Genomic DNA, 22,639 nt, shown 5'->3' with positions numbered 1-22,639 from the left:
CCCACCCACCGCAACCACCACCCCACCCCCCTGCCCGCCATCCGCCGGTAAGCCCCCGTTCAGCCGCTTCCACCCTCCCCAATCCGGGAAAGAGAACCTGCACGGGGTCCGGGACACCCCGCCCAGGGAGGGTTCGGCCATGGCGTCAGGGCAGGAGCTGGAAGCCGAGGTACGGCCAGGCAGCCGGCAACCCCTCGGCGCCCGCTTCCACACCGATCGACTGGGCCGCCGCGGCACCAACTTCGCCCTGTGGGCGCCCGGCGCCGAGGCCGTCGACCTGTGCCTCTTCGACGAGGACGGCCTGGAGAGCCGGCACCGCCTCACCGAGCAGGACGTCCAGATCTGGCACGGCTTCCTCCCCGGTGTCCGCCCCGGCACCCGCTACGGCTTCCGCGTGCACGGCCGGTGGGACCCGTGGACCGGCGCCCGCTGGAACCCGGCCAAGCTGCTGCTCGACCCGTACGCCCGTGCCGTCGACGGCTGTTACACCTCCCACGACGCAGCCTGCGCCGCCGTCCGCAACTGGCCGGAGGCGGACGTCGCCGACACCGTCCGGGACAACCGCGACTCCGCCCCCTACGTGCCCAGATCCGTGGTCGTCCACGACCAGGACGACTGGTACGACGACCACCGCCCGAAGACCCCCTGGGCCGAGACGGTGCTCTACGAGCTCCACGTACGCGGCTTCACCATGCGCCACCCCGACGTCCCACCGCACCTGCGCGGCACCTACGCCGGCCTCGCCCACCCCGCCGCGATTGCTCACCTCACCCGCCTCGGCGTGACCGCCGTCGAGCTGCTGCCGGTGCACCAGTACGCCAGCGAGGACCACCTCCAGGCCCGCGGACTGGTCAACTACTGGGGCTACAACACGGTCGGCTACTTCGCCCCGCACGCCGGCTACTCCGCCTCCGGCTCCCGCGGCGGCCAGGTCGGCGAGTTCAAGCGGATGGTCCGCACCCTGCACGCCGCCGGGATCGAGGTGATCCTGGACGTGGTGTTCAACCACACCGCCGAGGGCGGCGAACTCGGCCCGATGCTCTCGCTGCGCGGCATCGACAACGCCGCCTACTACCGCCTCCCCCCGAACCGCCCGCGCGGCTACGCCGACTACACCGGCTGCGGCAACACCCTGGACACCCGCCGCCCGCAGGTCGTCCGGCTGGTCACCGACTCGCTGCGCTACTGGGTCGCCGAGATGGGCGTGGACGGCTTCCGCTTCGACCTCGCCGCCGCCCTGGCCCGCGGCGGCTCCAACGGCGGTGACGGCGTGGACATGGACCACCCCTTCCTGGCCGCCGTCGCCCAGGACCCGCTGCTCAGCCGGGTGAAGCTGATCGCCGAGCCCTGGGACGTCGGCCCGGGCGGCTACCAGGTGGGCGGCTTCCCCCCGCTGTGGGCGGAGTGGAACGACAAGTACCGGGACGCCGTACGGGACTTCTGGCGCGGCGCCCGCGCGGACGTGCGCGAGCTCGGCTACCGCCTCTCCGGCTCCTCCGACCTCTACCAGCGCTCCGGCCGGCGCCCGTACGCCTCCGTCAACTACGTGACCGCGCACGACGGTTTCACCCTGCGGGACCTGGTCACCTACGACCGCAAGCACAACGAGGCCAACGGCGAGGCCAACCGGGACGGCACCGACGACAACCGCTCCTGGAACCACGGCACCGAGGGCGAGACCGCCGACCCGGCCGTCCGGGCCCTGCGGCTGCGCCAACTGCGCAACCTGACCGCCACCCTGCTGCTCTCCGCGGGCGTCCCGATGCTCACCGCCGGGGACGAGCTGGGCCGCACCCAGGGCGGCAACAACAACGCCTACTGCCAGGACAACGAGGTCAGTTGGGTGGACTGGTCGCTGCTGGCCGAGCCCGACTGGCGGGAGCTGTGCGAGCTGACCGCCCGGCTGGTCCGGCTGCGCCGGGCCCACCCGGTGCTGCGCCGGCGGGCGTTCTTCTCCGGCCGGGCCGCCACGCCCGGCGGCCGACCCGACCTGGCCTGGTTCACCCCGCTGGGCAAGGAGATGACCGAGGCCGACTGGTTCGCCCCGACGGCCTGCCTCGGCATGCTGCTGTCCGGCACCGCGATGCCCGAACGGGACGACGCCGGCGAGCCGTTGCGGGACGACAGCTTCCTGCTGCTGCTCAACGCGGACCACCGGGAGACGGTGTTCACCCTGCCCGGGGAGCCCTGGGCGGCGCCCGAGGCCGCGTACGAGACGCTGGTCGACACGGCCGCGGCGGACACCGGCGAGCCGTACCCGCGGGGCGCCGTCGTCCTGGGCGGCCGCTCGCTGCACCTCCTGCGCGCCCCCGCCCCCGACGCCTGATCCTCCCGCGCCCCCCGATGCCCTCATTCGTGGCCGGTTCTCGCCCCGCCGCCCGACAGGGGCGAAAAACCGGATGAGAAGTGACGGCTTCTCTGCCTACCCTCACCGCGATGGCCGAGAACATTCAAAACGACGACACCGCGACCGTGCGCCCCCACTCCACGGTCCGCTCCCTGCTGCGCCTGTGGCCGTACGCCCGCGCCGTCCGCGGCCGGCTGGCCGTCTCGGTGACGGCCGCCACGCTCGGCATGCTGAGCACCCTCGCCGTCCCGGTGATCCTCGGCCGGATCGTGGACGGCCCGCTCGCCGAGCACGACCTGGCCGCCCTCTGGCCGCTGGTCGGCCTGCTGCTGCTCGTGGGCCTGGTCGAGGCCGGGCTGTTCTTCACCCGCCGGGTGGTGCTGGCCCGCCCGCTGGCCGGGCTGGAGACGGCGATGCGCGGCGACCTCTTCGCCAAGCTCCAACGGCTGCCGGTCTCCTTCCACGACCGTTGGGGCTCCGGCCAGTTGCTCTCCCGGGCCACCGCCGACATGTACACCATGCGGCTGTTCCTGGCCTTCCCGCTGGTCTTCCTGATCGTCAACTCGGTGATGTTCCTGGCCGGGGCGGTGGTGATGTTCTCCCAGGACTGGCGGCTGGCGCTGATCGCCCTGCTCCCCGTCGTCCCGCTGTTCGTGCTCACCCGCCGCTTCGAGGCCGGCTACTCCGGCTCCTCCCGCCTCGCCCAGGACCAGAACGGCGACCTCGCCACCGTGGTCGAGGAGTCCGTCCTCGGCATCCGGATCCTCAAGGCCTTCGGCCGCCACCGCTCGATGGCCGAACGCTTCCGCGCCCAGTCCCAGGAGCTGCGCCGCACCGAGCTCCGGAAGGCGCACCTGCTCGCCAACCTCTGGGCCGTCATCGTCGGCCTGCCGGAGCTCGCCCTCGGCGGCGCCCTCGCCGTCGGCGCCTACCTCGTCGCCCACGACGAGCTGAGCGCCGGCACCCTGGTCGCCTTCCTCTCCACCGCGCTCGCGCTGCGCTGGCCGGTCGAGTCGCTCGGCTGGCTGCTCGCCTACGCCAACGAGGCCGCGACCGCCACCGACCGCTTCTTCGAGGTGCTGGACGAGCCCGACACCCAGGACCGGGGCACCGCCACCGGAGGGCCTGTCCGGCGGATCCTGCCGGATCAGACCGCGGCGTTGGGGTGCGTGCATCGCAAGGCGGAGGAGGGAGTCCATGCGGAGCATCGGCGACCGACGACAACGCAGCGAGGTGCGTGCCCCGGCGTCGCGGGCCCGGCAGGATCCGCCGGACAGGCCCCAGCCGCCCCGGACGGCATCCGCTTCACCGGCGTCCGCTTCCGCTACCCCGACGCCCCCGAGGACAGCCCCGACCTGCTGACCGACATCGACCTGCACATCCGCAGCGGCGAGACGATGGCCCTGGTCGGCGCCACCGGCAGCGGCAAGACCACGCTCACCGCCCTGCTCCCCCGGCTCTACGAGGCCACCGCCGGCGCCATCACGCTGGACGGCCGGGACATCCGCGACCTGCCCCGGGAGCGGCTGCGCGAACTCGTCGCGGTGGCCTTCGAGGAGCCCACCCTCTTCTCCGCCACCGTCCGGGAGAACGTCCTGATGGGCGCCCCCGGTGCGAGCGCGGAGCAGCTGCGCTCCGCCCTCGCCACCGCCCAGGCCGGCTTCGTCGACAAGCTCCCCGAGGGCGCGGACACCGAGGTCGGCGAGCAGGGCCTGAGCCTGTCCGGCGGTCAGCGCCAGCGCCTCGCGCTGGCCCGCGCGGTCGTCGGCGACCCGGCCTTCCTGGTGCTGGACGACCCGCTCTCCGCCCTGGACGTGCACACCGAGGCGCTGGTCGAGCGCGCGCTGCGCGAGGTCCTCGGCACCACCACCGCCCTGGTGGTCGCCCACCGGCCCAGCACCGTGCTGCTCGCCGACCGGGTCGCGGTGCTGGCGGACGGCCGGATCACGGCCGTCGGCACCCACCAGGAGCTGCTGCGCGACTGCCCGCACTACCGCGAACTGATGTCGGGCGAGGCCGCCCTCGTGTCCGAAGGAAGTACAGCCCCGTGACCACCACCGCCGAACCCACGAAAGCCGATCCCACCGGGCCCGCCGAGCCCGAGGAGGAACTGCCCCCGCCGCCCGCCGACGAGGAGGACATCCCCGTCCCGCCCGGCGCGCCCCGGGCGCTGCTGCGCTCGCTGCTCGGCCCGCACCGGGCCCGGATCGCCGTCGCCATGGTGGTGATCCTGGTCCAGCAGGCCGCCCTGCAGTCCGGTCCGCTGCTGGTCGCGGTGGCGATGGACCGCGCCATCCCGGCGCTGCGCGAGCACGACTCCGGCCCGCTGATCGCGGTGGTCGCCGCCTACCTGTTCTGCGCGCTGCTCAGCCCGGTGCTGCAGTGGCTGTTCATCAAGATCAGCGCCCGGGTCAACCAGGACATCCTGCTGGAGCTGCGCGGCCGGATCTTCCGGCACGCCCAGCGCCTCAGCCTGGACTTCCACGAGCGCTACACCTCGGGCCGGATCATCTCCCGGGCCACCAGCGACATCGACGCGCTGCGCGAGCTGCTCTCCGAAGGGCTCCAGGAGCTGCTGACCGTCTTCCTGTCGGTCTGCTACATCTCGGTGCTGCTGCTGGTGCTGGACTGGCGGCTCGGTCTGGTCTCGCTGGTGTCCGGCGTGCCGCTGGCGCTGATCGCCCGCTCCTTCCGCCGCCGCTCGCGCCGGGTGTACCGCCGCTCGCGCACCTCGGCCGCCTCGCTGATCGTCCGCTTCACCGAGACCATGAACGGCATCCGCCCGGTGCAGGCCTTCCGCCGCGAGCAGGCCAACGACGCCGCCTTCGCCGTGGTCAACCGGCAGTCCGCCACCGCCACCGCGGACGGCCTGCTGGAGATCGCCCGCTACGTCGGCCTGTCCCGCACCACCGCCAACCTGTGGGTCACCGGCGTGGTGCTGTTCGGCTCCTACCTGGTCGTCGACGACTCGCTGGAGCTGGGCGCGCTGACCGCCTTCGTGCTCTACCTGCGCCGGCTCTACGACCCGATCGACCAGCTGGCGATGTTCCTGAACAGCTACCAGTCGGCCGCCGCCGCACTGGAGAAGATCGCCGGCCTGCTCGCCCACGAGCCGACCGTCGCCGAGCCGGCCGAGCCCGCCGCGCTGCCCGAGCCGGCCGGGACAGGCCGGGAGGTGTCCTTCGAACAGACGCGCTTCGCCTACCGCACCGGCAAGGAGGTGCTGCCGCCCTTCGACCTGCTGATCCCGGCCGGGCAGACGGTGGCGGTGGTCGGCGCGACCGGCGCGGGCAAGTCGACGGTCGCCAAGCTGCTGGCCCGCTTCTACGACCCGACCGACGGCCGGATCCGGCTGGACGGCGTGGACCTGCGCGAGCTGGCCACCCCCGAGCTGCGGCGCGGCGTCGTGATGGTGACCCAGGAGTCCTTCCTGTTCTCCGGCACCGTCGCCGAGAACATCGCGATCGGCCGCCCCGGCGCGACCCGCGAGGAGGTCGAGCAGGCCGCCCGCGACATCGGTGCGTACGAGTTCATCGCCGCGCTGCCGGACGGCTTCGACACCGACGTGCGCAAGCGCGGCGGCCGGATCTCGGCCGGCCAGCGCCAGCTGGTGGCCTTCGCCCGCGCCCTGCTGGCCGACCCCGCGGTACTGATCCTGGACGAGGCGACCAGCTCCCTGGACGTCCCCGGCGAGCAGGCCGTCCAGCGGGCGATGCGCACGGTGCTGGCGGGCCGGACGGCGGTGATCATCGCGCACCGGCTCTCCACCGTGGAGATCGCCGACCGCGTCCTGGTGATGGACCAGGGCCGGATCGTGGAGGACGGCTCCCCGCAGGAGCTGATCGACGGCTCCGGCCGCTTCGCCACCCTCCACCGGGCCTGGCGGGACAGCCTGGTCTGAGACACGCCCCAGGGGCGTCCACCCATGAATGTGCCCGGTCCGGGTGCGCCGTCACGCACCCGGGCCGGGCCTACTCCGTGAGAGCCGCTCAGTTCATCACGCTCCCCCCGCCCTACCCGCGGGGCAACCGGATGGCTGCCGTCCGTGGCGAACGCACGGCAGCCGTCCGTCGCGGCGTCAGCGCAGCAGCCCGGCGTCCATCCCGACCGACTCGACGGGCAGCGCGACCAGCCCCAGCTCGGCCGGGGAGGCCAGCCGCGGGTGGGCGGGCAGCACCCTGACGGTGTAGCCGAACGGGCCGGTCCGGCAGAGCTCCAGCGAGCCCTCGTAGCGGGTGCGGCCGTCCAGGTCGGGCCCGCCGACCGGCTTGAGGGCGAGCAGGGTGGCGTCCGAGATGCCGTCCGACTCGTCCACCCGGCCGGAGACCACCTGGACCTCGACGTCGCCCGGCCCCAGCGTCCCGAGCGCGACCTGCACCCGCAGCTCCAGCGAGCTGCCCAGCTCCTGGGCCTCGGCCGGGCAGTCCGCCTCGACGTGCTCGACCCGGACGGCCGGCCAGGCCTCGCGGACCTTCGCCTTCCACACCGCCAGCTCCCGCGCAGCCGTGAATCGCCCGCTCGCCCCGGATCCGGTGTCCCGGGGCGGGTGGTCCGCCGCCAGCTCCCGCTGGGCCAGCGCGGCCGGCGCGTACAGCCGTTCGACGTACTCCCGGACCATCCGCCCGGCCAGCACCTTGGGCCCGAGGGTGACGAGGGTGTGCCGGACCATGGCGATCCAGTGGTGCGGCAGCCCGTCCGCGTCCCGGTCGTAGAAGCGGGCGGCGACCTGGTGCTCGATCAGGTCGTAGAGGGCGGCCGCCTCGATGTCGTCGCGCCGCTCGGCCTCGCCGCTGTCCGGGTCGAGCACCCCGTCGCTCTCGTCGGCGGTGGGGATCGCCCAGCCGTTGCGGCCGTCGTACCACTCGTCCCACCAGCCGTCCAGGACAGACAGGTTGAGGCAGCCGTTGAGCGCGGCCTTCATCCCGGAGGTGCCGCAGGCCTCCAGCGGGCGCAGCGGGTTGTTCAGCCAGACGTCGCAGCCCGGATAGAGGTGCTGGGCCATCGCCATGTCGTAGTCGGGCAGGAAGACGATCCGGTGCCGGACGGCCGGGTCGTCGGCGAAGGCGACCATCTGCTGGATCAGCCGCTTGCCGCCGTCGTCGGCCGGGTGGGCCTTGCCGGCCACCACGATCTGCACCGGCCTGGTCGGGTGCAGCAGCAGGGCCCGCAGCCGCTCCGCGTCGCGCAGCATCAGGGTGAGCCGCTTGTACGAGGGCACCCGGCGGGCGAAGCCGATGGTGAGCACGTCGGGGTCGAGCACCGAGGAGACCCAGCCGAGTTCGGCCTCGCCGGCGCCGCGCTGGCGCCAGGAGGCGTGCAGCCGGCGGCGGGCCTCGTCCACCAGTTGGGCGCGCAGGGTGCGGCGCAGCTCCCAGATCTCGGAGTTGCCGATCGCCTCCAGGCCGGTCCAGCGGGTGGCCTCGCCGGTGGTCATCGCCTCCTCGGCGCGCTCGGCGCCGATCTCGGCGGCGCCGAGCCGGACCACCGCCGGGTCGATCCAGGTGGCGGCGTGCACGCCGTTGGTGACGGAGGTGATCGGCACCTCGGCGGCGTCGAAGCCGGGCCACAGGCCGTTGAACATCGAGCGGCTGACCTCGCCGTGCAGGGTGGAGACCCCGTTGGCGCGCTGGGCGAGGCGCAGGCCCATGGCGGCCATGTTGAACAGCTTCGGGTCGCCGCCGCGCCAGGTCTCGGCGCCGAGCGCGAGCACCTGGTCGACCGGGACGCCGGGCAGTGCGGCGTCCCCGCCGAAGTGGCGGGCGACCAGCTCGCGGTCGAAGCGGTCGATGCCGGCCGGGACGGGTGTGTGGGTGGTGAACAGGGTGCCGGCCCGGACGGACTCCAGGGCGGCGGCGAAGTCGGGGCCGGCCGCGTCCTCGGCGACGAGCTCGCGGATCCGTTCGACGCCGAGGAAGCCGGCGTGGCCCTCGTTGGTGTGGAAGACCTCGGGGGCGGGGTGCCCGGTGAGCCGGCAGTAGGCGCGCACCGCCCGTACGCCGCCGATGCCGAGCAGCATCTCCTGCAGCAGCCGGTGTTCGCTGCCGCCGCCGTACAGCCGGTCGGTGACGTCGCGTTCGGCGGGCGAGTTGGCCTCGATGTCGGAGTCGAGCAGCAGCAGCGGCACCCGGCCGACCTGGGCCTTCCAGATCCGGGCGGCCAGGGTGCGGCCGCCGGGCAGGGCGAGGTCGACCCGGGTGGGGGTGCCGTCGGCCTCCCGCAGCGGGCTGACCGCGAGTTCGTCCGGGTCGAGCAGCGGATAGCGCTCCTGCTGCCAGCCGTCCCGGCCGAGGGACTGCCGGAAGTAGCCGTGCCGGTAGAACAGGCCGACGCCGATGACCGGGACGCCGAGGTCGCTGGCGGCCTTGAGGTGGTCGCCGGCCAGGATGCCCAGGCCGCCGGAGTACTGGGGCAGCGCGGCGGCGATGCCGTACTCGGGCGAGAAGTAGGCGATCGCGGCGGGCAGCGGGGCGGCCCCGGTGTCCTGCTGCCGGGTCTGGTACCAGCGCGGGCCGGTCAGGTAGTCGCGCAGGTCGTCGGCGAGGTCGCCGAGTCTGCGCAGGAACCGCCGGTCGGCGGCGAGCGCGGCGAGCCGGGCGGCCGGGACCTCCCCGAGCAGCCGCACCGGGTCCTCGCCGGTCGCGGCCCAGACCTCCGGGTCCACGGACCGGAACAGGTCCCTGGTCTCGGGGTGCCAGGACCAGCGCAGGTTGAGGGCCAGCTCGTGCAGCGGCTGGAGTTGTTCGGGCAGGACGGTGCGGACGGTGAATCTGCGGATTGCCTTCACGGCGTGAAGCGTAGCCGCGGCGGTCGGCTGGACAGTGCGTCAAGTGGGCTATTGGGCATCCGTTCGGGCTATTGATGAGATCGCATTCGGCGCATTGGTCTGCACGGGGGGCGCGCGAGGCGCACATTTCGAGGGCCCGCGCTACCAATACGTGAACTCTTCGGTACGGCTTCATTTCCGATCGCGCATCCGCTCGCGAGAAGACCCGAAACTCCTGTCGTACCGGTGCAAAAAACCGGTCACCGATGCGAGGATGACCGAAGGTCGTTGATGCTCCGGGGAGTCCGGCGACGGGTGGCGTCCCCCTTGAAGCAGCACGTCCGAATCCTTTTCGCGTTGGCTGTTCCCGTTCTCCTTAGCCCATTCGGCCCTCACCGCACACCGGCGCGTGTCCTCACCCCCGGCCTGCTCGTTCACGGGTGGACCGGGTCGCCCACGGGCGTGCCCCCGAAGGCGTGCGCCGGGACGCGCACGGGCTCCGGGGCGTCCCGCCACCGGCTCGGCGGGCGCCGGGCAGGTTGCCGGGGACAGCGGCGCGGGCAGGCTCCGGTCGCACGTCCTCCCCACCCAGCAGTCCTCCCGGCACTCCCCTGGCCCGACCCCCCGGCCCGCGGGAGCTGCCGCCGATCTCGGGCAGGAGTTTGGCATGCACGGCGACACGCGGGACCAGTCCACACCGGTGGCCGAAACCCTCGACGCAGCGGTCGCGGAATCGACCGGACGGATGGATTCTGACACTCGGACAGATCCGGCGATGCCGTCGCCCAGGGTGTCCGGGGCGGTCCGTACCGGATCCTCCGAATCCCACCCCCCAGCAGCACAGCCCCCCACGGAACAGCCCTCCGCGGCGGCCCCACAACCCGGGGCCGAGGAGGACCGGGCTGCGGCACCCCGCCGGCGCACCACCACGCGCCGCACCACCGCCACCGCGTCGGCCGCCACCCCGAAGGCCGGCACCGGGGCCGGCACCGCGCCGCGCCGTACGACCGCTGCGCGGACCACCGCGAAGACCGCCGCCGCGAAGGCGCCGGACGCGCCCGCGCGCAAGCCGGCGGCGAAGAGCGCCGCCAAACCGTCCTCGAAGACCGCCGCCCGCAAGACAGAGAGCGACACCGTGATCGGCCGCATCCCCGTCCTGGACGTCAGCCCGCTCGTCGACGCCGGCCGCCGCCCGGCCAAGGCCGTCGCCGGCGAGACCTTCCTGGTCACCGCGACCGTCTTCCGCGAGGGCCACGACGCCGTCAACGCCAACGTGGTGCTGCGCGACCCGCGCGGCCGCAGCGGCCCGCTGACGCCGATGCGCGAGCTCGCCGAGGGCACCGACCGCTGGGGCGCGCACGTCACCCCGACCGCGCCCGGCCGCTGGTCGTACCTGGTGGAGGCGTGGAGCGACCCGATCGCCACCTGGCGCAAGACCGCCTCGATCAAGCTGCCCGCCGGGATCGACACCGCGCTGGTCCTGGAGGAGGGGGCCCGGCTGCTGGAGCAGGCCGCCGCCGGGGTGCCGAAGAAGGAGGGCCGCGCGCACGTGCTGGCCGCCGCCGACTCGCTGCGCGACCCGGGGCTGCCCCCGCTGTCCCGGCTGGCCGCCGCGCTGGCCCCCGAGGTGCTGGAGCTGCTGGCCCGCTACCCGCTGCGCGAACTGCTCAGCGCCTCCCGCCCGCTGCCGCTGCAAGTGGACCGCGAGCGCGCGCTGTTCGGCTCCTGGTACGAGTTCTTCCCCCGCTCGGAGGGGGCCGTGGTGGATCCGAGCGGCGTCGAACCGCCGCGCTCGGGCACCCTGCGCACCGCCGCCGAGCGGCTGCCGGCCGTCGCCGCGATGGGCTTCGACGTGGTCTACCTGCCGCCGGTCCACCCGATCGGCCGAGCCTTCCGCAAGGGCCCGGACAACACCCTGACGGCGGGGCCGCACGACGTCGGCTCGCCCTGGGCGATCGGCTCCCCCGAGGGCGGCCACGACTCCGTCCACCCCGACCTCGGCACCATCGAGGACTTCGACCACTTCGTCACCGAGGCCCGGGCGCTGCACCTGGAGGTCGCGCTGGACTTCGCACTCCAGTGCTCCCCGGACCACCCCTGGGTGAACAAGCATCCGGAATGGTTCAACCACCGCGCGGACGGCACCATTGCGTACGCCGAGAACCCGCCGAAGAAGTACCAGGACATCTATCCGGTCAACTTCGACCAGGACATGGACGGAATCGTCAAGGAAACCGTCCGACTCCTCCGGTTCTGGATGTCCCACGGCGTGCGGATCTTCCGCGTCGACAACCCGCACACCAAGCCGGTGGTGTTCTGGGAGACTGTGCTCGCCGACATCGCCCGCACCGACCCCGATGTCGTGTTCCTGGCGGAGGCATTCACCCGCCCGGCCATGCTGCACACCCTGGCGAAGATCGGATTCCACCAGTCGTACACGTACTTCACCTGGCGCAACACCAAGCCGGAACTCACCGAGTACCTCACCGAACTCACCGGTGACGCAGCGGCCTACATGCGCCCCAACTTCTTCGCCAACACCCCGGACATCCTGCACGAGTACCTCCAGCACGGCGGCCGCGCCGCCTTCGCGATCCGCGCCGTGCTCGCCGCCACCCTCTCCCCCAGCTACGGCGTCTACGCCGGCTACGAGCTGTACGAGAACGAGCCCGCCCACCCGGGCTCCGAGGAGTACCTGCACTCGGAGAAGTACGAGCTGCGCCCGCGCGACTGGAACCGCACCGACACCCTCGCCCCGCTGCTGACCGTGCTGAACCGGCTGCGCCGGCGCCACCCCGCCCTGCAGCAGCTGCGCGACCTGCGCTTCCACCCCACCGACAACGACCAGGTGCTCGCCTACTCCAAGACCGCGACCACCCCCGAGGGCCTCACCGACCAGGTCATCACCGTGGTCAACCTCGACCCGCACCACGTCCAGGAGGCCACTGTGACGCTTGCCCTCCCAGGGCATGACATGGCCGGGCCGCTAGTGGTGCACGACGAACTCACCGGCGCCGTCTACACCTGGGGCCGGCACAACTACGTCCGGCTCGATCCCTCAGCCGAGCCGGCCCACCTCCTCACGGTTCGGAGGAACCCAGCGTGACAGTGAACGAGCCCGTCCCCGACACCTTCCCGGAGACCTCGAAGAAGAACCTGGACCCGGAGTGGTTCAAGCGTGCGGTGTTCTACGAGGTGCTGGTTCGGTCCTTCCAGGACAGCAACGGCGACGGGGTCGGGGACCTCAAGGGGCTCACGGCCAAGCTCGACTACCTCCAGTGGCTCGGGATCGACTGCCTCTGGCTCCCCCCGTTCTTCGCCTCGCCGCTGCGCGACGGCGGGTACGACGTGTCCGACTACACCTCGGTGCTGCCGGAGTTCGGCGACCTCGCCGACTTCATGGAGTTCACCGACGCCGCGCACGCCCGCGGCATGCGGGTGATCATCGACTTCGTCATGAACCACACCAGCGACCAGCACCCGTGGTTCCAGGCCTCCCGGACGGACCCGGACGGGCCCTACGGCGACTTCTACATGTGGGCCGACGACGACAAGCAGTACCCGGACGCCCGGATCATCTTCGTCGACACCGAGACCTCCAACTGGACCTACGACCCGGTCCGCAAGCAGTACTACTGGCACCGCTTCTTCTCGCACCAGCCGGACCTCAACTACGACAACCCCCGGGTCCAGGCCGAGATGATCGCCGGGCTGCGGTTCTGGCTCGACCTCGGCATCGACGGCTTCCGGCTGGACGCGGTGCCGTACCTGTTCGCCCGCGAGGGCACCAACTGCGAGAACCTGCCCGAGACCCACGAGTTCCTCCAGCGGGTCCGCAAGGAGATCGACGCCGACTACCCCGACACCGTGCTGCTCGCCGAGGCCAACCAGTGGCCGGAGGACGTCGTCGACTACTTCGGCGACTTCACCTCGGGCGGCGACGAGTGCCACATGGCGTTCCACTTCCCGGTGATGCCGCGGATCTTCATGGCGGTGCGCCGCGAGTCCCGCTACCCGGTCTCGGAGATCCTCGCCAAGACCCCGCGGATCCCCAACGGCTGCCAGTGGGGCATCTTCCTGCGCAACCACGACGAGCTGACCCTGGAGATGGTCACCGACGAGGAGCGCGACTACATGTACGCGGAGTACGCCAAGGACCCCCGGATGCGCGCCAACGTGGGCATCCGCCGCCGGCTCGCCCCGCTGCTGGAGAACGACCGCAACCAGATCGAGCTGTTCACCGCCCTGCTGCTCTCCCTGCCCGGCTCGCCGGTCCTCTACTACGGGGACGAGATCGGCATGGGCGACAACATCTGGCTCGGCGACCGGGACGGCGTGCGCACGCCGATGCAGTGGACCCCGGACCGCAACGCGGGTTTCTCCTCCGCCGACCCGGGCAGGCTCAGTCTGCCGCCCATCATGGACCCGGTGTACGGCTATCAGGTGACCAACGTCGAGGCGCAGCAGAGCAGTTCGAGTTCGCTGCTGCACTGGACGCGTCGCATGATCGAGATCCGCAAGCTCAATCCGGCGTTCGGCCTCGGCAGCTACGCCGAACTGCCGTCCAGCAACCCCGCCGTGCTGGCCTTCGTGCGCGAGTACGAGGGGGACCTGGTCATGTGCGTGAACAACTTCTCGCGGTTCGCGCAGCCGACCGAGCTGGACCTGCGGCAGTACGGCGGGCGGTACCCGGTCGAGCTGATCGGCGGGGTGCGCTTCCCGTCGATCGGCGAGTGGCCCTACCTGCTCACCCTGGCCGGGCACGGCTTCTACTGGTTCCAGCTCCGGCAGCCCCCGCGCCTGAGCGGGACCAGGCGGTCGAAGTAACGATCCGGCGCACCCCGCCGCACACGCCCCGACAGCACCACCAGACCCTCCGGGGGCGCCAGTTGGACCCGAGCGCCCCCGGAGTTCTCTGCACCACCGCGTACGGAGAACAGCCCAACGGCCACCCACACGAAGGCGTGACACCCGAGCCGTGCTCGCGTGCCGCGACCGCCGCGCCGCCGAAATCCGGAAGACTGACGGACCCGGCCACGACCCGTCGGGCAGTCCGCGTGCTTCCGGGGAAAGGGAGTCATGTCCGAAACCTCCCGTTCTCAAGCCCATGTGCAGCACGACGCCACGGCCGGTTCCGCCGCGCCGGCGGGCGCGCGGGGCACCGGGGCCCGGAGAACAGCCCTGGGAGTCAGCGAACTCGTCCAGGCGGCGCTGCCGCTGATCTCCGCGTGGCTGCCCACCCAGCGCTGGTACGCCGGGAAGGGCCGGCCGATCACCGGCCTCACCCCGGTGGTCGGCACCCCGCTGCAGGTCGGCGACCCGGCGCTGCTCCACCTGCTGCTACGGGTCGAACACGCCACCACGGCCGGCGCCCCGCACGGAGACATCTACCAACTGCTGCTCGGGATCCGCTCCAGCGGACTCGGGGACATCGACCCCGGCGCGGTGCTCGGCCGGCTCAACCAGGGCCCGTACGACGGCGCGACCCTCTACGACGCCGTCCACGACCCCGAACTCACCGGGCGCCTGCTGGAACACCTCGCCACCGGCGACCGGTTCGGCTCGCTGTCCTTCCGCCGCACCCCCGGCTCCGGACTGCCCGCCAACCTCCCCGGCCGCGCCTCCACCGCCGAACAGTCCAACAGCTCGGTCATCTACGGCACCTCGTACATCCTCAAGCTGTTCCGCCGCATCCACCCCGGCACCAACCCCGACCTCGAACTCTCACTCGCCCTCTCCCGGGCCGGCTCCACCCGGATCCCCCGGGTCGCCGCCTGGTTCGAGAGCCGGATGGAACGCGCCGAACCCGCCACCCTCGGGCTGCTCCAGCGCTACCTGCCGGACGCCGAGGACGGCTGGGAACTCGCCCTCGACCAGGTCGGCCGGCTCAAGGGCGACCGCTCCCCCGGCAACTTCGCCATCGAGGCCCACCGGCTCGGCCGGGCCACCGCCGAAGTGCACCGGGTGCTCGCCCGCTCGATGCCCGTCGCCCGGCTCGACCGCACGCAGACCGGACGACTGGCCACCGCGATGGCCGACCGGCTCGACAGCGCCGTCGCCGCCGTCCCCGGACTGCTCCGCTTCCGGGCCGCACTGCGCACCGCCTTCCAGCAACTCGCCGACGCCCACCCCGACGGCCTGCCCGTCCAGCGCATCCACGGCGACCTGCACCTCGGGCAGGCGATGCGCACCCCGCACGGCTGGGTGCTGCTGGACTTCGAGGGCGAGCCGGCCAAGTCGGTCAACGAGCGCCGCGAACCACAGCCCGCCCTGCGCGACGTCGCCGCCATGCTCCGCTCCTTCGACTACGCGGCCGCCCACCTGCTCGCCGGCGGCCCGGTCGACCCGGAACTGGCCCACCTCGCCGCCGCCTGGGCCCAGCGCAACCGCACCGCCTTCTGCGCCGGCTACACCGCCGGCGGCGGCGCCGACCCGGCGGCCTCGCCGGAGCTGATGCGGGCGCTGGAGATCGACAAGGCGGTGTACGAGGTGGTGTACGAGGCCCGGCACCGGCCGAGCTGGCTGCCGATCCCGCTGGCCGCGATCAACCGGCTCGCCCTGTCCGTCTGACTCCCTCCGATCCCCGTCCGCCACCGTCCGCCCGCCCCGTCCGCCCGCGTTCGCTCGCCCCGTACCGCCGATTTCCGTACCGCCCGCAGGAGTTCGCCCACCCCCGCCGCAGGAGGACCACGCCGTGACGCCGCTCGACCCGACCGGCCGCCCCAACCGCCCCGTACCGGCCACCTTCCTGGCCGGGCCGGGCACGTCCCCGGCCGAGGACCGGGAGGACGACGACCAGGAGGCCCTCCCGCCCCGAGCCGAAGGGCGCGCCAACGCCGAAAGGGAGAAGCGAGGGAGCGACGCAGGAGCGACGGAGCGCCGACCGTCGGCGTCGGATCCCGAGCGCCCGGAGGCGAGCGGGCGAGTAACAGCCCTCCCGCCCCGGGCCAGCACCTCTGGGGCCCTGCGCCTGCCCGAGGCGCCACTGCCCCCGTCCGAGGTGGACCGGCTGGTGAGCGGGCAGCACCACGACCCGCACGCGCTGCTCGGCGCCCACCCGGTGCACGGCGGCACGGCGATCCGGGTGCTGCGCCCCTTCGCCGAGCGGGTCGTCGTCGAGACCCCCCAGGGCCCGGCCGAACTCACCCACCAGCAGGGCGGGTTGTTCACCGGGCTGGTGGCCGGCGGCGAACTGCCGGACTACTCCCTGCTGGTGAGCTACCCCGACGGCGAGCCGCTGCGCCAGGACGACGGCTACCGCGCCGGGCCCACCCTCGGCGAACTCGACCTGCACCTGATCTCCGAGGGCCGGCACGAGCAGCTGTGGCGGGCGCTCGGCTCACACCTGCGCACCGTCGACGGCGTGGCCGGCACCGCCTTCGCGGTCTGGGCGCCGAACGCCGTCGGGGTGCGGCTGATCGGCGACTTCAACCACTGGAACGGCACCGGGCACCCGATGCGCTCACTCGGCTCGTCCGGGATCTGGGAGCTGTTCGTCCCGGGCCTGGCCGAGGGCGCCACCTACAAGTACGAGGTGCACACCCGGCAGGGCTGGGTGCTCGACAAAGCCGACCCCCTGGCCCGGGCCGCCCAGTGCCCGCCCGGCACCGCCTCGGTCGTCACCTCGTCCACCTACGCGTGGCAGGACGAGGAGTGGATGGCCCGCCGGGCCCGCTCCGCCCACCACCGCTCCCCGATGTCGGTGTACGAGCTGCACCTGCCGTCCTGGCGCCCCGACCTCACCGACTACCGCGCCATCGCCGAGGAACTCCCGTGCTACCTCAAGGAGTTGAACTTCACCCACGTGGAGTTCATGCCCGTGATGGAGCACCCCTTCGGCGGCTCCTGGGGCTACCAGGTGTCCGGCTACTACGCCCCCACCGCCCGGCTCGGCAGCCCCGACGACTTCCGCCACCTGGTGGACACCCTGCACCGGCACGGCATCGGCGTGATCGTCGACTGGGTGCCCGCGCACTTCCCCAAGGACGACTTCGCCCTCGCCCGCTTCGACGGCGAACCCCTGTACGAGCCCGCCGACCCGCTGCGCGCCGAACACCCGGACTGGGGCACCCTGGAGTTCGACTACGGCCGCAAGGAGGTGCGCAACTTCCTCGTCGCCAACGCGGTCTACTGGTGCGAGGAGTTCCACATCGACGGCCTGCGGGTGGACGCCGTCGCCTCCATGCTCTACCTCGACTACTCCCGCGAGGGCGGCGCCTGGACACCCAACCGGCACGGCGGCCGGGAGAACCTGGACGCGGCCTCCTTCCTGCAGGAGATGAACGCCACCGTCTACCGGCGCTGCCCCGGCGTGATCACCATCGCCGAGGAGTCCACCGCCTGGGACGGCGTCACCCGGCCCACCGACGCCGGCGGCCTCGGCTTCGGGCTGAAGTGGAACATGGGCTGGATGCACGACTCGCTGGTCTACATCTCCAAGGAGCCGGTGCACCGCAAGTACCACCACAACGAGATCACCTTCTCGATGGTGTACGCCTACTCCGAGAACTACATCCTGCCGATCTCGCACGACGAGGTCGTCCACGGCAAGCAGGCCCTGGTCTCCAAGATGCCCGGCGACTGGTGGCAGCAGCGCGCCAACCACCGCGCCTACCTGGGCTTCATGTGGTCCCACCCGGGCAAGCAACTGCTGTACATGGGGCAGGAGTTCGCCCAGGGCGCGGAGTGGGACCACGAGCAGGGCCCGCAGTGGTGGGTGCTCGACGAGCAGTGGCCGGCCCACCAGGACCACCTCGGCGTGCGCCGCCTGGTGCGCGACCTCAACCGCAGCTACCTCGACACCCCCGCCCTGTGGGAGCTGGACACCACCCCGGACGGCTTCCGCTGGCTCGACGGCGGCTCCGCCGACGACAACCTGCTCTCCTTCGTCCGCTACGCCGCCGACGGCTCACCGCTCGTCGCGGTCTGCAACTTCTCCCCGGTCGTCCGGCACGCCCGCCGGGTCGGCCTGCCCCGCCTGGACGGCCGCGACCAGCTGTGGGAGGAGCTGCTGAACACCGACGCCGTGATCTACGGCGGCAGCGGCGTCGGCAACTCCCACCCGGTCAAGGCCGACCCGGTCGAGTGGGACGGCCAGCCCCGCTCCGCCGAGCTGATCCTTCCCCCGCTCGCCACCGTCTGGCTCCGCCCGGCCCGCTGATCCCCCCGGCTGAGCGCCTGCCCGCCCGGGCAGGCGCTCAGCTCGGCGTCGACACGGGGAAGCCGAGGTCCCTGGCGGCCTTGCCGAGCTCGCGGTCGTATGTGATGAACTCGGTGAGCTCCGTACGGAACGGGTCCGCGCTGGCCAGGTGCAGCGCGTCCAGCGAACCGAGGCGCGGGGTGCGGTAGGAGAGCGCCCGGGCGAGCACCGTACTGCTGAGGTCGACCCGATGGACGCCCCGGAGCGCCTGGTCCACGTAGTAGGGGACCTGCTGGTGGGCCAGGCCCGCCCGGAGCAGCGTGCGGGTGATCTCCAGCCGGGCCAGCTCGCTGGTGATCAGCTCCGTCCCGGCGGGCAGCTCCTGCCGCCACGCCCGCAGTGCGGCCGTCTCCGGCTCCGGCTTGATGAACTTCAGCAGCGCGCACGAGTCGAGGTAGATCAACGGTTCCGCTCCCGGTCACGGTCTTCGATCAGGAGGTCCGAGAGGCTGTCGAGGCCCGGCAGCAGGTCGAGGGCCAGCTCGGGCATGCCCTCCTCGACGGGCGGCGTGACCTCGCCGGCCGCGATCATCCGTTCGAGGGTCGTCACCGGGGGCTCCTCCGGCACCAGTCTCAGCACGGGCCGCCCGCGGTCGGTGACGACGATCGTCGCCCCGGCCCGGACCCGCGCGACCGCCTTGGACGGGTTCTGGTTCAGCTCACGCAGTCCCATGGTCTCCATACCAGCCAATGTAACTACATCATGTAGGTACATCAAGGGCAGGCGGCAGCGCAAACCCCGAGCCCAGGACCTTCTCCCCTTGCCCCCGCAGGGCGGCTCTGCTCGCGGACGGCTGTTCGGGGTGCGAAGGTATGGTCGATATGACCACCTTCCGAGACGACGGGACGGAGACACCCACGTGGCGCGCAGCGTGTACGTGACCGGGATCGACCGGGGGGACGGCCGACAGGCGGTCGAACTCGGGGTCATGGAACTGCTCACCCGCCAGGTGGACCGGGTCGGGGTCTTCCGCCCGCTGGTGCACGCCGCCGCGCCCGGGCAGCCGGGCTCGGACCACGTGGTCGAGCTGCTGCACGGCCGCTACCGGATCGACCTGCCGAGCGCCGAGCTGTACGGCCTCACCTACGAGGAGGCCGCGGCGCTGCAGGCCGCGCAGGGGCAGGACGAGCTGGTCTCCGTGCTGGTCGACCGCTTCCGCGCGCTGGAGCGGCGCTGCCAGGCCGTCCTGGTGCTCGGCACCGACTTCGCCGACACCAACATCCCGGACGAGCTGGCCTTCAACGCCCGCCTCGCCAACGAGTTCGGCGCCGCGGTGCTGCCGGTGGTCGGCGGGCACAGCGAGGACCCGGAGGCCGTGATCGCCGAGGTGCGCAACGCCTACCGGGCGTACACCGACCTCGGCTGCGAGACCCTGGCGATGATCGCCAACCGGGTCGCCCCGGGTGCCAAGCAGCGGATCCAGCGCGGGCTCACCGAGACGCTGCCGATCCCCGCCTACGTCATCCCGGAGGAGCCGGCCCTGGCCGCGCCGACCGTGGCGCAGCTGGTCGAGGCGACCGGCGCCGAGGTGCTGCTCGGCGACGCCGCCGGTCTGGCCCGGGACGTGCGCGGCTACGTCTTCGGCGGCGCCATGCTGCCGACCTTCCTCGACGCGCTGACCGAGGGCGCGCTGGTCGTCACCCCCGGGGACCGCGCGGACCTGGTGGTCGGCTCGCTGGCCGCGCACGCCGCCGGCGCCCCGCCGATCGCCGGGGTGCTGCTGACGCTCGGCCAGCACCCGGGGCCGAACGTGATGGCCCTGGCCGCCCGGCTCGCCCCCGGCACCCCGGTCGCGGTCGTCCCGGAGGGCAGCTGGCCGACCGCCGCCACCCTGACCCACCTGGAGGGCAAGCTCACCGCGGCCAGCCCGCGGAAGGCCGAGATCGCCCTCGGCCTGTTCGAACTGCACGTCGACACCGCCGAGTTGACCAACCGGATCGAGGTCGGCCGGTCCGAGCGGGTCACCCCGATGATGTTCGAGCACGAGCTGCTGGAGCGCGCCCGGGCCGGCCGCCGGCACGTCGTGCTGCCCGAGGGCACCGAGGAGCGGGTGCTGCGGGCGGCCGAGATCCTGCTGCGCCGCAACATCTGCGACCTGACCCTGCTCGGCGAGGTCGACGCGGTGCGCCGCAAGGCCGCGAGCCTCGGCATCGAACTGCCGCAGGCGCAGGCGGGCGCCGACCGCGCCCAGGTCCGGATCGTCGACCCGACCACCAGCCCGCTGCGCCGCCAGTTCGCCGAGCTGTACGCACGGCTGCGGGCGCACAAGGGGATGACCGTCGAGCTGGCCCTGGACGTGGTCACCGACGTCTCCTACTTCGGCACCCTGATGGTCCAGGAGGGCATCGCGGACGGCATGGTGTCCGGCGCGGTGCACTCCACCGCGGCCACCATCCGGCCCGCCTTCGAGGTGATCAAGACCTCGCCGGGTGCCTCGATCGTCTCCTCCGTCTTCTTCATGTGCCTGGCCGACAAGGTGCTGGTGTACGGCGACTGCGCGGTCAACCCCGACCCGGACGCCCAGCAGCTGGCCGACATCGCGATCCAGTCCGCCGCCACCGCCGCCCAGTTCGGGGTGGAGCCGAGGGTCGCGATGCTCTCGTACTCGACCGGCACCTCCGGCTCCGGCGCGGACGTCGACAAGGTGCGCAAGGCCACCGAGATCGTCCGTCAACTGCGGCCGGACATCCTGGTCGAGGGCCCGATCCAGTACGACGCGGCGGTGGACGCCCACGTCGCCGCCACCAAGCTGCCGGGCTCCGCGGTGGCCGGGCGGGCGACCGTGCTGATCTTCCCGGACCTCAACACCGGCAACAACACCTACAAGGCCGTCCAGCGCTCGGCCGGGGCCGTCGCGGTCGGCCCGGTGCTGCAGGGGCTGCGCAAGCCCGTCAACGACCTCTCGCGCGGGGCGCTGGTGCAGGACATCGTCAACACCGTCGCGATCACCGCCATCCAGTCGCAGGACCACTCGGACCACTCGGACCACTCGGACCGTACCGACCACAAGGAGCCGCAGGCATGAGTGAAGGAACGCGCGTTCTCGTTCTGAACGCCGGCTCCTCGTCGGTGAAGTACCAGCTGATCGACATGCTGGACGGCGCCCGGATGGCCTCCGGGCTGGTCGAGCGGATCGGGGAGGCCGGCGGCCGCCTGGTGCACACCCCGCGCACGGGCGAGCGGCGCGAGGCGTCGCTGGCCTTCCCGGACCACTCCGCCGCGCTCAAGGCCGTCGCCGAGGAGCTGGCCGCCGACGGCCTCGGGCTGGACTCCCCCGAGCTGGCCGCGATCGGCCACCGGGTGGTGCACGGCGGCAAGCGGTTCACCGAGCCGACCGTGATCACCGACGAGGTGCTCCGGGAGATCCGCCGGCTGATCCCGGTCGCCCCGCTGCACAACCCGGCCAACATCACCGGCATCGAGGTGGCCCGGGCGCTGCGCCCCGACCTCCCCCAGGTGGCCGTCTTCGACACCGCCTTCCACGCCTCGATGCCCGAGTACGCGGCCCGGTACGCGATCGACAAGGCCGTCGCCGACGAGCACCGGGTGCGCCGCTACGGCTTCCACGGCACCTCGCACCAGTACGTCTCGCGGGCCACCGCGCGGCTGCTCGGCAAGGATCCGGCCGAGGTCAACGTGATCGTGCTGCACCTGGGCAACGGCGCCTCCGCCTCGGCGGTCAGCGGCGGCCGCTGCGTGGACACCTCGATGGGCCTGACCCCGCTGGAGGGCCTGGTCATGGGCACCCGCTCGGGCGACATCGACGCCGGCGTGGTGTTCCACCTGCACCGGGTCGGCGGCCTGTCGATCGACGAGATCGACGACCTGCTCAACCGCCGCAGCGGCCTGCGCGGCCTGTGCGGCGAGAACGACATGCGCGAGATCATGCGGCGGGCGGACGAGGGGGACGCGGACGCCCGGCTCGCCTTCGACGCGTACGTCCACCGGCTGCGCAAGTACATCGGCGGCTACTACGCGGTGCTCGGCCGGGTGGACGCGATCGCGTTCACCGCGGGGGTCGGGGAGAACGCGGCGCCGGTGCGCGCGGCGGCCACCGCGGGGCTGGACGAGCTGGGCATCGCCGTGGACCCGGAGCTGAACTCGGTGCGCTCGGGCGAGGCCCGGATCATCTCGCCCGAGTTCGCCCGGGTGGCGGTCGCGGTGGTGCCGACCGACGAGGAACTGGAGATCGCCCGACAGGCCTTCGCCCTGGTGCACCGGGAAGGTGAACAGTCCGAGGACTGACACGGAATTGTCTCGCTCCTCGGGATTATTCGTCGGCGATTCCTCCCGGTCCGTGCCGAATGCGCCCATAACACGAACGGATAGA

At 72.6% G+C, this 22,639-nt stretch carries 12 protein-coding genes; 9 read left to right on the top strand and 3 right to left on the bottom strand.

What is annotated here, in order from left to right; genetic code table 11:
* Positions 1–139: 139 nt before the first annotated feature.
* The 3 genes from glgX (at position 140) to OP86_RS02935 (ending at position 6,248) form a co-directional block, all read left to right on the top strand.
* Positions 140–2,326 carry a glycogen debranching protein GlgX gene (gene glgX, locus OP86_RS02945; RefSeq protein ID WP_051829596.1) on the top strand — a complete coding sequence of 729 codons (2,187 nt, stop codon included), beginning with the start codon at positions 140–142 and terminating at the stop codon, positions 2,324–2,326.
* Between the two features lie 110 nt (positions 2,327–2,436).
* The gene (locus OP86_RS02940) at positions 2,437–4,398 is read left to right on the top strand and encodes an ABC transporter ATP-binding protein (RefSeq protein ID WP_051829595.1); all 1,962 of its coding nucleotides are present in this window, start codon (positions 2,437–2,439) and stop codon (positions 4,396–4,398) included.
* Positions 4,395–6,248: an ABC transporter ATP-binding protein gene (locus OP86_RS02935; RefSeq protein ID WP_030057463.1), complete on the top strand. Its 1,854-nt coding sequence runs from the start codon at positions 4,395–4,397 to the stop codon at positions 6,246–6,248. Before OP86_RS02940 ends, OP86_RS02935 begins: the two co-directional genes overlap by 4 nt.
* A gap of 177 nt (positions 6,249–6,425) precedes the next feature.
* On the opposite strand, the gene glgP is transcribed toward OP86_RS02935, so the two are convergent.
* Positions 6,426–9,131 carry an alpha-glucan family phosphorylase gene (gene glgP / locus OP86_RS02930; protein WP_030057464.1) on the bottom strand — a complete coding sequence of 902 codons (2,706 nt, stop codon included), beginning with the start codon at positions 9,129–9,131 and terminating at the stop codon, positions 6,426–6,428.
* Positions 9,132–10,245: 1,114 nt separating this feature from the next.
* Here glgP and OP86_RS02925 point away from each other — a divergent pair.
* From OP86_RS02925 to glgB, 4 genes are all read left to right on the top strand, one after another.
* On the top strand, positions 10,246–12,216 hold the full coding sequence (locus OP86_RS02925) for an alpha-1,4-glucan--maltose-1-phosphate maltosyltransferase (RefSeq protein ID WP_030254979.1): 1,971 nt from the start codon (positions 10,246–10,248) through the stop codon (positions 12,214–12,216).
* Positions 12,213–13,937 (top strand): maltose alpha-D-glucosyltransferase, encoded by a 1,725-nt coding sequence (treS, locus tag OP86_RS02920; RefSeq protein WP_030057467.1) that lies wholly within the window; start codon positions 12,213–12,215, stop codon positions 13,935–13,937. The genes OP86_RS02925 and treS overlap by 4 nt, the downstream gene beginning before the upstream one ends.
* A gap of 252 nt (positions 13,938–14,189) precedes the next feature.
* Complete coding sequence (locus OP86_RS02915; protein ID WP_030057468.1) at positions 14,190–15,680, top strand: maltokinase N-terminal cap-like domain-containing protein; 1,491 nt, start codon at positions 14,190–14,192, stop codon at positions 15,678–15,680.
* A 442-nt stretch (positions 15,681–16,122) separates the two neighbouring features.
* Positions 16,123–18,270, top strand: a complete 2,148-nt coding sequence (gene glgB / locus OP86_RS02910; RefSeq protein WP_245231765.1) for a 1,4-alpha-glucan branching protein GlgB — start codon at positions 16,123–16,125, stop codon at positions 18,268–18,270.
* Between the two features lie 37 nt (positions 18,271–18,307).
* Here the strand turns inward: glgB and OP86_RS02905 are convergent, their stop codons facing one another.
* The gene (locus tag OP86_RS02905) at positions 18,308–18,712 is read right to left on the bottom strand and encodes a type II toxin-antitoxin system VapC family toxin (RefSeq protein ID WP_030057470.1); all 405 of its coding nucleotides are present in this window, start codon (positions 18,710–18,712) and stop codon (positions 18,308–18,310) included.
* A complete protein-coding gene (locus OP86_RS02900; protein ID WP_030057471.1) occupies positions 18,709–18,990 on the bottom strand; it encodes a type II toxin-antitoxin system Phd/YefM family antitoxin in 282 nt (93 codons plus the stop codon). The genes OP86_RS02905 and OP86_RS02900 overlap by 4 nt, the downstream gene beginning before the upstream one ends.
* A gap of 178 nt (positions 18,991–19,168) precedes the next feature.
* Between OP86_RS02900 and pta the strand changes: the two genes are divergently transcribed.
* Both pta and OP86_RS02890 read left to right on the top strand, forming a co-directional pair.
* Positions 19,169–21,334 (top strand): phosphate acetyltransferase, encoded by a 2,166-nt coding sequence (gene pta, locus OP86_RS02895; RefSeq protein ID WP_051829594.1) that lies wholly within the window; start codon positions 19,169–19,171, stop codon positions 21,332–21,334.
* Positions 21,331–22,554 (top strand): acetate kinase, encoded by a 1,224-nt coding sequence (locus tag OP86_RS02890; protein ID WP_030057474.1) that lies wholly within the window; start codon positions 21,331–21,333, stop codon positions 22,552–22,554. The genes pta and OP86_RS02890 overlap by 4 nt, the downstream gene beginning before the upstream one ends.
* The last annotated feature ends 85 nt before the right edge of the window (positions 22,555–22,639 follow it).

Origin of the sequence: Streptomyces novaecaesareae, from assembly GCF_000716875.1 — a bacterium.
Taxonomy (GTDB): domain Bacteria; phylum Actinomycetota; class Actinomycetes; order Streptomycetales; family Streptomycetaceae; genus Kitasatospora; species Kitasatospora novaecaesareae.
This window is presented reverse-complemented; position numbering and strand designations above follow the sequence as displayed.